This window comes from Bacillus cereus, from assembly GCF_015071065.1.
In the GTDB taxonomy this organism is placed as follows: Bacteria; Bacillota; Bacilli; order Bacillales; family Bacillaceae_G; genus Bacillus_A; species Bacillus_A cereus_BA.
In genome coordinates, this window is record NZ_VOVA01000037.1 from 1 (window position 1) to 13197 (window position 13197).

The window sequence follows — 13197 nt, forward strand, 5'->3', positions numbered from 1 at the left end:
AAAAAATTTATGGAAGTAACATTTTTGTGCTAAAATATGTAAGGTTATATTGAATAAAATACGTGCGCTAATCACGATAAACTGGCAAAGGAGTGTGTTTTATGGCAGAAAATATTAACATAAACGTTAATGCAGGAAGTAACTATGGACCAGAATCAAAATGGGGGCGTCAGTCTTTCTTTGATGGTGGACTTTTGAGCTTCATTGGTTGGAGTATCTTGGGAGCGCTTATTACAGTGTTCACGCTTGGTATTTGCTATCCTTGGGCGTTGTGTATGGTTTATGGTTGGAAAATTAACCATACTGTGGTTGATGGGCATAGAATGAAATTTAACGGTTCAGCAGTTGGCTTGTTTGGTAACTGGATTAAATGGCTACTTCTAACAGTTATTACACTAGGTATCTATGGTTTTTGGGTTAGCATTAAACTTGAAGACTGGAAAGTAAAAAATACAACCTTCGTTAATTAAGTGGAAATTAAGAGATGCATTATGAAATTACGTACATTAAAAATAATTCAATTAGTGTTATATAGCGTTGTTTTAATTCTTGCGATTGATTATAGTAATCATTAAAATATTTATGTAAGGGTTCATGACTTTAATTTCTCTATTAAGTGAGTGCAATAATTTTCATAAATTACTATTTTTAAATAATACAGAGAAATGGTTTTTGAGTTGTCAGAGCTCTATCAGAAAGCAAGCCTGTTCCAGCAGACTTGCTTTTTTTGCTATTTATTAAGTATGCAAAAAATGCCAACGTTCCAGTTAGTTATCCTGAAGGGAGCGCGACCTATTGGAGTTAGTTATAGCGTTTTTTACGGTGTTTATAATTATCTAGGCGATTATCAAGCCATTTGCTAAAAATAGAAGACACAACACTAACCACGAGTGGAAAAACAAAATTGGTTAAAAAATTGGTCAAAGTTTATCCACGTTTCTAAGTCCATTGAATAGACTGAAGGGATCTAATAATGTGATAGAAAAGACTGCTTGTTTTGTATCATTAGTATTTATCACTTCTTTAACACCTTTATGGATTATCATTCTAACATTTGATATTGCTTAGTTGGAGGGGGGAAGCTTCATGTATGAATACAAAGCCAAACAACAGAAGCATAAGAAGATGCAACTCGTTATCCATCATATAAAAGAACTCGAACATCATTCAACACTCGTATTAGATATAGATAATCTAGAAACAATCTGTGTGGATTACCACAATAGAAAACACGGAAGCACATTCAAAAAGAAAAATTGTTTACTTACTTATATTTAGTTTACATAAGAGATATTATAGATATTTGAAAAAAAGGAGTAAAATCCGTCTCAAAATGAAAAGAATTCTTATCTTATTGAGACGGAAGGAAAAATTGCGAATTTATATTTTAAAATCTGTATTAGAATTAAAAATCACTGTATGTTCACATAAACAAAGTACAATAAAGAATACTTTTTACAGGACTATAGGAAACATTCTCTTTCAATATAAAAACAATTAAGTTTTGGGTAAAGCACAACCTATTTAGTCTTAAGTGGTTAAAGTTACCCGTATTGCATTGAAATTTTTTTAACATGTATTTATATGCTAGCTATACCCTATAAGCAACCATGTAATCAATATTAAAATGTATAGGTGAATGTATCTGCAACTAAAAGATATTCATACTGATGAAAGGTGCAGGATGCATTTTGTTGGATAAACATAAAAGAATTATAAAAAGGGGGAAAAATAAACACCTTACAACTTCGCACGAAATACCAATTTTACGAACAATAGAATAGTTATATAAAAATCTAATACAGCATTTAGGGATTTCGAGCTCAATTGCATGAATCTTGGTATATTTGTATGTGCCTATATAATTTATATTTTATATAGAAATCATTAAATGCTGAGTTACTCATAAAACTTTTTTATAGTAAATTACATTTTAATTTATAAGATTTTTCTTATGTTGATCTAATTAACTCCTCATAATCATGATTAAATTAACCAATTCATATTTGATAACGACTTTTAAACTATTTTCATGTCTTGATATATTGTATGAATTTATATATATAAATTGTTTTGTTTCATGTACTTTTATTTAATTTTTACACTAGTTTTTATAGACGAATACAAATTTATCACTTGGCTAGCTATAATTTTTATTTAAGTAACTACACTATACCATTCAGTTTCGAGTATATTTTAATATTTCATAATTAAATTATGTAAATAAGTTTGTGTAAAAATTGAATTTTACGCGAACTTGTGTTCGTATTCCTTTTCTGTTATATTATATATGAGGTGATTTTTATGGACTACAGCAAGCAACGTCAAAAATCCGTACATCGTAAAAAATTATACGAGAATCTAAATGAAATGCCCTTTTACATAGAAGAATTTGTGGAGTACAAAGAATTGCATGATGCCTCTCCCTCCACCCTACTGAATTATGTATATGATTTTAGAGTCTTCTTTAATTGGCTATTATCTGAACAAATTATTGATTTTAAGCCCATTAAAGACATATCCTTCTCAGATTTGGAGAATTTAAAGAAAAAAGATGTTGAGAACTTTATGAGATTTCTAAAACTGCAACAAAACATGCAAAATTCCTCTGTTAACAGAAAAATTTCAGCCTTAAAGTCTTTATTTAAGTACCTTACCTCCCTATCAGAGAATGATGATGGAGAATGTTATTTTTATAGAAATGTAATGGCTAAAATTGAAATACATAAAGATAAAGAAACATTAAATGCCCGTGCAAAACGTATGAGATCTAAAATATTTCATAATGATGATGATCAAGAGTTTTTAAATTACGTTAAGTATGAACATGAAAAATCTTTAACAAAACATCAGTTGTTCTATTTCCTAAGAGATAAAGATCGTGATGTAGCTATCCTTTCCCTTTTTCTTGGTAGCGGTATTCGTGTAAGTGAATTGGCCGATCTTCGTATGGAAGATATAAACTTAAAAGAAAGATTAATTGATGTAATCCGAAAAGGGAACAAAGAAGATTCTGTATGGATTACACCAATTGCACTGAACGACCTTGAAAAGTATATGGAAATTAGAGATAACAAATACTCTCCAGGAAAAGAATTAAAAAATGTGTTCTTATCGAAATATAAACATATTGCACAGCCTCTTTCAGTTAGAGCTATCCAAGATATAGTAGAAAAATATACTAAGGCTTATGGAAAAAGAATGTCTCCTCATAAATTAAGACATACATTAGCAAATAAATTATATATGGAAGAAAAAGATTCGTTACAAGTGATGCAACAACTTGGGCATACCAGTCAAGATACAGCTTTGTTATACACTCAACTTGGAGAAACAACTATTAAAGATAGTTTAGGAAGAATAGGAAAAAATAAAGAATAAGAGTTTAGCAATTTTGCATTGCTAAACTCTTATTCTTTTCCCTACTTAGGGTTTAAATATTACATATATTTTACTTGTCTTTTATTTCTACTTAATGAGAAATAATATTTGCATCAAATTTATCGAATGTTTTGGAATTTACTTTTTCCCCATCTATTGTCATATTTATTTTCTGTTTCGGATTTGCTGTTACCACCCAAGCATTCGGTAAATAACGATCTTCATGGGATAATGTAGAAGGTGAATTTATAACCTTTCCTCCTATATATAGCGTAGCAGAAGAACCTCCATCCATAGCCATTGCATTTATTGCTCCTTTTTCATATAGAATATCTTGACACTCTTTTATCGTGGCTCCTATGCTATGTGTCTGCCTACCGTCTATCACTAGAAACATTATTGTGCCATCTTCTTTTTGGGCCATAATACTTCGCGGAGCAGAACCCCAACCACCGTCTCCTTCTGTGATCATTTTTTCTCCATTTACAATTAACTGTGGCATAAATCCTGCTGCTGAAACGACTTGTTTATCCAAAAGTTTTTGGGTCGAATAATTTCCTGTTATCATTTGTCCAAACCTTGTTAAACCCGTAATAATTGTAGGGGTATTTTTATCTATATTTGTATCAATAGCTTTCCCATTTTCTATTACTATTCCAGTTGCAACATCATACGACGGATGACGTAAAACTTTCTCTGTATCCAAATTATTTTGGGTTACAAGTAATTCATTTAATAATTTCTTCATGTTAACTCCTCCTCATATTGCTAAGGGAGACTCTAGAGTTTCATGAGTGGTTTTGTGTTATTTTATCTGTCTAAAAATTTTTATTAGAGCATTAATAGTTACATTGCAATCAATTTATTATTTAGAACTACCTCCTTTTTGAATTTAGACAAGATAAAAATAAATAACATTAAACAAAAAAACCTTTACTCAAAAAGGAGTAAAGGTTTTTTACAATACAAATAAATGATTATTAAGGCAGCTCTGCAAAAATCCTAGAGGTGCCTTTCTATCAAATCGTATACCACTCCCTCGTTGAGTTTTAGCACTGTATAGCATAGGTTTTTATAACCAGCTACATTAAAAAGGGCCTTAATCCGACCGTTCCTGTTGACCCATTGGCGTCTCTCGACATTTTTGGGCAGCAGCGTTTCTCTATACAGGAGCCTCACCTAACAAAGATTATTGAATTACTTCAAAATTTAAACCAGAATTTAATATTTGTCAACTAACTTTTAATTCGATTCATAAAAAATTCTTTTATAGAGAAATGTAATTAGATTCTATTACAAATTTGAAATTCTACTTAAAAGATATAAAATTTAAATACAATTAGTTCGTAGAAAAGTTATAAAACATATGAATTTTCGTATATGAAACTTATTGTTTATGATCAATTTTTAACTTTATAGCAGAATTTGAATGATTAGTCATTCCGTACTTTAAAAGAACATTTTTCAAAAATCTTCTTTTATGATTAAAATATTCCTTACTGTTTATCAAATTTTCATGGTTAAACTACTTAATTAAGTTTGCTTTTTTATATGATATTCCAAATCTAATTAGTTTTTATAAAATATCTTTTGTTTTCGCTGAAATGGATAGGTTTTAATTTCATCTGTATCTAAATTTTCATGAAATAAATGAATAGCTATAATTTGTCTACAATCATAGGTATGGTAATAATATGTACCAGACTCCATACACATTGCGCTTGTATAAATGGTATTATCTAATGTACCTTCTTCCGTTATCACTCCACCTTTTGGAACCTCACAATTTGATAAGATATGAAAAATGGCCGATATGCCCTCTTCTTCGTTATCTATACCTTGAATATTTTGTTTGCCATACGCTGCCCGAACAAACCTTGATGGTGGGGTGAAATCCCCAGGGAGTCCCATCGAACCTGAACCTTGTCCAAAAGCACTTAATGGTACATCCCCCCATTGTGTTGGCGCATATGGCTGCGATTTAAGACCGATATATTGTCTTAAATTTTGTAAATGCCAGTTAAACTCAGGACTATTGGTCATTACCCCAAGAGGATTATCATATATTTTTAGTCCTTCAGTTGTCGGCTCTAGTACAATACAATCTCCCCATTTATCCGCTAAAATCCAATGTAGCGGTGGAGTAACTCCTAAAACAGGTAATGGTACATCCAAAAAGGAAATACTATCTACAGAGTTCTTTAACTCTTCGACAGAATTGAATTGTGTGAGACTCCATGCCACAAAATCAAATGGAGCCAGATTCGTTTGATTGTCATCTATACTGTTACTATAACTAGCGAATCCTGGAAAATAGAGTGTTGCACATGTCATACCTGATTCATTTACTCCGTCCGCCAGGATGATCCTTCCTTGATGGTTAATCCCCATCCCGACAACAGCTTGTTTCGCCTCGATGGTTTCACCAGTTATATTGTTCCATTGATAACTTCGAGGAACTATTATTACTTCTTGATTGAAATCTAATGTAAAATCCATCGTTCTTGCAAAAAGATGCTGACCGCTTTTTGTCTGTAATGTCAAACTGGTACACATAAAGAACACCCCTTTATTTAGTTTATTTGAACAAAAAACCATTTAATTTCTATCCTTAAGTTGATAGGCATGTATCGTGACCTCTATTAAAAAATATGGTTGCTAATTTTATTTCGATCTTCCTTGCACCCAAGCAGCAATATCATTTATAACATACTCAGGGATATTAGCAGGACTATAATATTCATCCGGTTTACTTAATTCCCCATCTCCTTCTGTAAAGAAGTGATTTAACTTTGGATATAGTCGATAATCAACGTTATCTCGTTCTTTTAATTGTTCTTTCCAAAGAGGAATTTCGATTTTTGATTGAACTTGATAGTCTCTTTCTCCTTGAATAATAAGAAGCGGTGTCTTTTGTTGTTTTGACATTTCTGCTGCTTTAATTTTACGGATAGAATCCCAAAATACTGCTGATCCTAAATAAAAATCTTTTGGAGGATTCTGACTAGAGAAATTGGGATCATTTAATAATTCAAATTGCGATTTGTAAAATTTATATTCATCCGGTTTCATTGCTCCAATAGAAAAAAGATACTCAAATTGATCTAAAACAACATCTTGGATCGTACGGGCTGGTCCTCCCATCACAATTGCCCCAGCAATATTTTGATTTTGGTCTTTTTCAATCATTTTCGGAAGCATCATTCCACCTTGACTATGACCAAGAATATAAATTTGATTCTTATCTATCAGAGGTTCATTTTGAAGAAAATGAGTCACAAGAAGAGCATCATCTGTTGTCTCTTTATCAACGGTATAAAAAGGACTGGATTGTGTTTTTAATCCATGTTCATAAGTTCGTTTATTATAGCGAAGGACAGCAATTCCTTTCGAGGCAAGACCTTCAGCTAAATCGCGAAATGGTTTTAAAGCAAACGCTGTTTCATCCTGATCGGTTGCTCCAGATCCTTGCACAAGAATAACCGCTGGGAAAGGACCCTTTCCCTTTGGAACAGATAATGTTCCTGGTAATGGAAACGCACCACTTCCAACTACTACTTCTTTATCAACAAATGATTCAGGCTTACTATATGATGGACGATCTGCAACAGGACTAAACGACATGCTGAGTTGAAAATCATCTATTTTTCCAGATGGATCTAGCTTAATTAGTAAAGGTACTGTAAATTGTTCAAAAACTAATTTAATCTCTACATTTGTATGAACAGAATTTGTCTCTTTTTGGGTTACCTCTCCAATTCCCATAAAAGAACCTGCTTGTAATTGCGCAGGGAGTCCCTTCCAATAGCTCTTTAGCCATTCTTCGGATATTATTTTCTGTAATGATCGAGAAGTTAAATCAACTGCAGATTTATAATCTTCTGTATCCAAATAACGGATAAATGAAAGGGTAGTAGCTATAACAGGGTTTTCATCGTCGGTATTGTCTATTTTTTTTATATTTTTGTTTGTTTCCTTTAATGTCGAAATAAATTGGTGATTGAACGGATTTTTATATGTACCAGGATATAAGCTTGATTTCAATACATCCGTATTCCGTCCCTCATACAAACTTGAAGAACTCGCGAAATTTTTAGGTGAAATTACTTCCTCCCCATATGAAACTGAAGGAATAGCTATTGCACAAATTGCACTGACAAGTAATAAATTATTCCCTATTCTTTTTTTCGTGCTCATATTTATTGATTCTCCTTTTAAAATTAAAATTTTTTAATACAGCATGCCATGTACTATAAGGAAAATTTAAATTATCAAAGAGATTAATAATCTACTTTACGATCCCCCCTAACGGGTTAAAAAGCTATTATAAACAAACTTCAATAAAAAATGCCTTCTCCCTCTTTTTTTATGACTGGATTTTTTGAGTGGCATGGAAGGACCACGCTGAATTACATGTAACTGACCAAAGGTAAACAGGTAAACCAGTATCCGACAGTGAATATAAAATCCCAGTAGAAATTTTGTTTTTGATTTCTCTTTTTCTTGTTAAACAAATGGATCTGAAATTACTTGTGCTGAAGTTTGGACGTGCTTATTATATTCATTTGCTAATTGATTTCGGCGTACCAGTTCTTTTTTTTGAAGTGATTTGATTTTTTCATCAAAAGAAGAGAATCAGTAAAACTCGTATGATCTGTATGTGGAATAACCATTGACATGCATCCATATTTTATAGTAAATAACGACTAATTCTTCCGTTGCATTTCAATTAATAAGTATATTTTTATCACTTATCATGCTTTGCAAACGATTTAGACCTTCCTTGGTCGTATCTACTAAATTCCCTGGCTTCTATATCAGACGAAATAGCTTTTGCATCTGCGATAATTACAATTGGTTTAAGTATTTTTCATTTTCAGGTGTCCAATTTAACTAATAAAAAGAGAGCACTCCTCAGTAAGTGCTCTCTCGTAAAAAGTATTAGTAATTGTATTCGTAACCAATCTGTACACCATTCTCAATAGATTCGCAATACGCATTATCCCTAAGATGTTTTTAATGTATAATTTCTATATAATAAAGAAAAACATTCATTAACGAGCATTTTCCAATACTTTTATTAGGTCATTTATATTTTCGATTTTCTGCTGAAACTGATTAAGTCTGCTATATAGCAATGAAGGACTCTTATCTTCTTTTGAAATAACTTGTTTTAATTCTTGTTCTAAATGATCATACGCATCAAAAAAATTATCAAATTATCTCACAAGTAAATAAAGTAAAATCTGAGATTCGAAATAATATTAATTAATTAAAATATCAATATACAGTTAAAAAGACACCTTTAATCTAAGGTGTCTTTCCGTTTATTAAACAGCATTAAATCAGCAAGTTTTTATAATAATGACTCTTTCTGAACCAGTCATTATTAATGCTCTATCTTTCCATATAATATATGTTCCAAGGTTATTTAACTTGTATTATGTGATATTGGTAATTAATAGAAATGGAAAACTATTGTATTGGACCTAATAACCCCATAATTTCTTCAGCTTTTGGATTTTTAATGCTATAGTAGATTTCTAATCCCTGACGATTTCCCTTTAAAACCTTCCCTCTCATTTTAGATAAGTGTTGGGATACTGTTGATTGTGGAATGTTTAAAATTTCGGTCATTTGGGTTACATTTAGTGTTTTATGTTTAGAAAGCTCACTGATCAGTTTTAAACGCATTGGGTGTGCCATAACTTTTAAAAGCTCTACATCCTCTTCTAAAGTCGTGTTCTCTACGTGCTGATTCGCAAATCTCGTCATAGTATCTTCTCTCCCTTATTTGTTTTCTTCTAATTTAGTGCAACTTCCGTATTACATAATATTAGTATGTTTGAATGTTTATCGTGAAAAATACTACTAAAGTATACAATTTTAGTTTGTGCTAGTAGTGGAGTTAATGTGTGGTTCGTATGAAGTTTTTAATTACTATTGTTTATAATCTAGTCTGTTTAAGTATGAATGCTCTTTTGGAGAAATTTATTATTAAGGTGACAGCTTTTAAAGTGAACTACTCGCCACTTAGCAAAGCTTAAAGTGGAGCTTCTCAGTTCCGCGACGAAAGTAACCTTTCGACTCCCTGAGCGTTACTTCGGGGTGTTCCACCCCTAGATGTCCAACGCTTGGACGCTCTCTTGGTACGGTTGATATTTTACGCAGGAACCGAATGGCTTGGTTTTCGCACTCTATTTTCTTCCTGCAACCTCCTATATCAAGTTATCAAAGAGCTTCATATAGCCAGTTTATCCAAAGTTTTTGGCTATGCCAAACCGAAATTCTTCTCCCACCTTCCGTTGGGCCATCGCCCTTCACACGCTTGAGGAAGGAGAATTCTTCCGGTAAATTCGTTAAAAAATAATTAAATTTAATTTCACCATTAATAATAATTTTGTTATGATCAATGTATAATAAAATTATAACTCATGTAAGAGTCTAAGCGTTTTTGATCAACAATCGCTTAGGTAATGAGTTATACCCTTTGGAAAAGGTACCTTGCAGCAGGGGTACCTTTTCTTTTATTTTTAGTTATAAAATAGTTTAATTAAAAATTATGTAGTTAAAAAGTATGATGATTAAATTGTAATTGAAGTGAAGCATATATCCCATATGAATATTTTTAAATATTAGAAAGAAAATCATTTGAGCGATCGCTGGTATACCGATGATAATTAAACATTGCACCCAATTATAACTATATGTAGAAAGATGGAGTAGTCCAAATGAGCTTCCAGACAAAATTAAAGAGGTTGTAATTGAAGTAATGGGACTTATTATGAAGGAACGTATGATTTTGTGCCAAAATAATAATATAGATACAAACATAATGTTTTCACCAATTAATTGAATTGCAATACCAGGCGTTTTAGGGAACATATTGGTCATCCCTTCATTTTCAATGGGGTTACTCCATTAACTAATTGACACAAAGGGTATAATCTATTTCCGATAAATCATCCTACAATAAAGAGGATGATTTTTTCTTTAATAATCAGTACCTGCTATATAATCATTAGGTTCAGTTTCTATAATGTTTTCAGAATGAAAACATTATGTTTTTTATGGCAAACAAGTTTATTTTTATCGTTGTGGAGGTATCAAAACCTTAGGGTGATGGGCATGGGCAATACCCAGGTATTAAAGAATTCAAACCTCGCTACCTCCACTTGAAATTGTTATAATTAAAATGTTTTTAATATTTATTTAACGGAGGGATAGAGAATGAAAATTGCAATAGTCTGTTTCGATAACTTTACTGATATAGATGTTTTTTTACCATGGGATTTATTAAATCGTGTACGTTTAGTTGGCGGTATTTCTGATTGGAATGTCCAACTATTAGGAACGGAAAAAACTCATATATCCATGTCTGGCTTACGTATCCCCATGACAGGAAGCATATCCGATATTCCTTCTGCTGACGCTGTAATATTTGCAAGTGGTAAGGGTGTACAAGATTTATATAAAAATCAAGAATATCTTAATAGCATTCATGTAGATCCTCAAAGACAATTAATAGGCTCTATGTGCTCTGGTTCTCTACTACTAGGAGCTAAAAAATTGTTAACTGGTAAAAAAGCAACTACATATCCATCCGTAGTAGAACAGCTTAAAGAATTTGATGTAGACGTTATTGAACAAAGTTTCGTAAACGAAGGAAATATCTCGACTGCTGCAGGATGTTTTGCTGCTCAAGATCTCTCAGCCTGGATTATAAGAACCCTAATTAATGAAGAAATGGTTGACACTGTGCTAGAAACTGTTCAGCCAGTGGGCAAAGGTTTATATTTTTAATTTCAAATCAAGTCAGAATTAGATAATCTGATTTGATTATTTATAAAATAGCTTTTTTGTTCAATTTCTTCTTCAGTGAATCCAAGTAATTCTCTTAATTAGGGGTACCGTCACCTCGCTATCAAGCTAAGGATTTGGAACCACCCCAAAACGAAAATTTTACCTTTTTACAGTTATTTATAAAAGTTCGGCTCATTCTTTTCGTTTTGGGGGAAATGTATTTCTTAACTTGATAGCGATGTGGTGCTACTCCTAAATACAATAAGAAAATTTAACTATATTGATTGACCTTCCCCTTACAGGAAACAGTATATTTAAAGTAATTTATAACAGGAGGTGATTGTTATGCTTTCAATTGGTGAGTTCTCAAAAATAGCACATCTCACTCTGAAGACGCTTCGCTACTATGATGAAATTGGGCTGTTAAAGCCTGCTTTCATAGACGCTAAAAATGGCTATCGCTACTATAATATTTCCCAATTAGAAACAGCTTTATTGATTACGCGATTAAAAACCTATTTATTTTCGCTTGAAGAAATCAAGGTTATTTTAGCTAATTGGGAGGATACCGAGTTTCTTAACTCTAAAATGAAAGCCAAACAAGAAAATCTAACACAACAGATAACATTTTATTCTTCTCTATTAAAAAAATTAAAGCTTGATATTCAACAATTAGATGAAGAGGAAAATATCATGGGTTACTTAGATCAGATTGAGATTAAACTTGTGAATCACTTAACCTATAATATATTATCTCAACGAAAACAAATTAATACCGCTGATTTCCTAATACACTTTAATGAGTTGTTTAGTAAAATTTTGTTTAAAAATTTATTACCTATTGCAAAACCACTTGCTATTTTCCATAGTTCAGAATATGTACCTGAAAATTATGATGTGGAAATTGCGATTCCCCTTGCAGAGGCAACAAATAAAACAAAAGTGTTTAATCCTGGTCTTTGCGCAATGGCTACACTTATTGGTTCTTACGAAGAATTACCTTCTATTCATACAAAGCTACATGTTTGGATTGAAGAAAATAACTATAAACTGAATGGGCCTCCATTTGAAGTTTATCAAACGAATCCCTATAGCACACCGGAGGAGAGTACTATCATAGAAGTATATTTCCCTATAAAATGACTACATGAAGGGGTGTATCACAATGTATGGTATAAACCGGCCAACGATAAAAGAAAAAATCTTGATTTTAGTTGCTGAGATTATCTATTTAATCATTGCATATTATTTGCTTTTCATTACTTATGACAAATCAGGCATTTCACTAGGGCTTTTTATTGCTTTAATTATTACAGCTTTACGATTAACAGCTATGATGTTTATATGGTTACCTAGAGGTATTGCATGGCAAGAAGCCATCATGAACAGTATAGCTTTTGGGATTTATTATTTAGGTTTCCCCATTTTAATGATTACTAGTAATCAGGATCCAAACTTAACAGTACTTATTATAGGCTGGATATTGTTTTTAGGAGGCAGTATGTTAAACACATTTTCAGAGTTACTTAGAAAACCTTTTAAAAACAATCCTGTAAATCAAGGTAAGCTATATACAGGCGGTTTATTTAAATATGCGATTCATATTAATTATCTTGGGGATTGCCTTTGGGTACTAGGCTTAGCGCTAATCTCTAACAATATTTATAGTTTGCTTATCCCTCTAGGTCTATTCTTAGTATTTGTTTTTGACTATATTCCAAAATCTGATGATTACTTACAGAACAAGTATGGAGAACAATTTACAGTATATAAACAGAAAACAAAAAAACTAATTCCGTTTATCTGGTAAATCAGTAACAAGCTTTGAAAACGGAACATATCAGATCACCCCTCAAAAGGTGGTCTTTCTTCAATTAGGGGTACCGCCACATGTCCATCAACCTAACAGAACAGGTTGCCCCCAAAACGATAAAAATGAACTTCATTGCTATAAAAGACTCTAATTTTTCGTTTTGGAGTATTATAAAATTTTAACTTGATGGTGATGGGATA

Annotated in this window: 8 protein-coding genes, 3 pseudogenes and 1 riboswitch; of the genes and pseudogenes, 6 read left to right on the forward strand and 5 right to left on the reverse strand. The window is 31.9% G+C overall.

Annotated elements, in window-relative coordinates:
* The first annotated feature begins 101 nt into the window (after positions 1 to 101).
* From FT637_RS28505 to xerS, 3 genes and pseudogenes are all read left to right on the forward strand, one after another.
* Complete coding sequence (locus tag FT637_RS28505; protein ID WP_002035452.1) at positions 102 to 470, forward strand: DUF898 family protein; 369 nt, start codon at positions 102 to 104, stop codon at positions 468 to 470.
* 643 nt (positions 471 to 1113) lie between these two features.
* Positions 1114 to 1278, forward strand: a pseudogene (locus FT637_RS28510) (HNH endonuclease); the annotation flags it as partial.
* A gap of 1026 nt (positions 1279 to 2304) precedes the next feature.
* Positions 2305 to 3381, forward strand: a complete 1077-nt coding sequence (gene xerS, locus FT637_RS28515) for a tyrosine recombinase XerS (protein WP_193649108.1) — start codon at positions 2305 to 2307, stop codon at positions 3379 to 3381.
* Positions 3382 to 3472: 91 nt separating this feature from the next.
* Here the strand turns inward: xerS and FT637_RS28520 are convergent.
* The 5 genes and pseudogenes from FT637_RS28520 to FT637_RS28545 all read right to left on the reverse strand — a co-directional run.
* Positions 3473 to 4051: pseudogene (locus FT637_RS28520) on the reverse strand (phosphodiester glycosidase family protein); the annotation flags it as partial.
* Between the two features lie 356 nt (positions 4052 to 4407).
* A riboswitch (M-box (ykoK) riboswitch) is annotated at positions 4408 to 4575 on the reverse strand.
* 375 nt (positions 4576 to 4950) lie between these two features.
* Positions 4951 to 5937 (reverse strand): choloylglycine hydrolase family protein, encoded by a 987-nt coding sequence (locus FT637_RS28525; RefSeq protein WP_193649109.1) that lies wholly within the window; start codon positions 5935 to 5937, stop codon positions 4951 to 4953.
* Between the two features lie 108 nt (positions 5938 to 6045).
* Positions 6046 to 7578: a prolyl oligopeptidase family serine peptidase gene (locus FT637_RS28530; protein ID WP_193649110.1), complete on the reverse strand. Its 1533-nt coding sequence runs from the start codon at positions 7576 to 7578 to the stop codon at positions 6046 to 6048.
* Between the two features lie 1278 nt (positions 7579 to 8856).
* A complete protein-coding gene (locus tag FT637_RS28540) occupies positions 8857 to 9156 on the reverse strand; it encodes an ArsR/SmtB family transcription factor (protein ID WP_113769866.1) in 300 nt (99 codons plus the stop codon).
* Positions 9157 to 9930: 774 nt separating this feature from the next.
* A pseudogene (locus FT637_RS28545) lies at positions 9931 to 10299 on the reverse strand (hypothetical protein); the annotation flags it as partial.
* 312 nt (positions 10300 to 10611) lie between these two features.
* Here FT637_RS28545 and FT637_RS28550 point away from each other — a divergent pair.
* The 3 genes from FT637_RS28550 to FT637_RS28560 all read left to right on the forward strand — a co-directional run bounded on the left by FT637_RS28550 (position 10612) and on the right by FT637_RS28560 (position 12994).
* On the forward strand, positions 10612 to 11184 hold the full coding sequence (locus FT637_RS28550) for a DJ-1/PfpI family protein (RefSeq protein WP_193649111.1): 573 nt from the start codon (positions 10612 to 10614) through the stop codon (positions 11182 to 11184).
* A gap of 345 nt (positions 11185 to 11529) precedes the next feature.
* Positions 11530 to 12327 carry a MerR family transcriptional regulator gene (locus tag FT637_RS28555; RefSeq protein WP_193649112.1) on the forward strand — a complete coding sequence of 266 codons (798 nt, stop codon included), beginning with the start codon at positions 11530 to 11532 and terminating at the stop codon, positions 12325 to 12327.
* Between the two features lie 22 nt (positions 12328 to 12349).
* Positions 12350 to 12994: a methyltransferase family protein gene (locus FT637_RS28560; RefSeq protein WP_193649113.1), complete on the forward strand. Its 645-nt coding sequence runs from the start codon at positions 12350 to 12352 to the stop codon at positions 12992 to 12994.
* Positions 12995 to 13197: the final 203 nt, after the last annotated feature.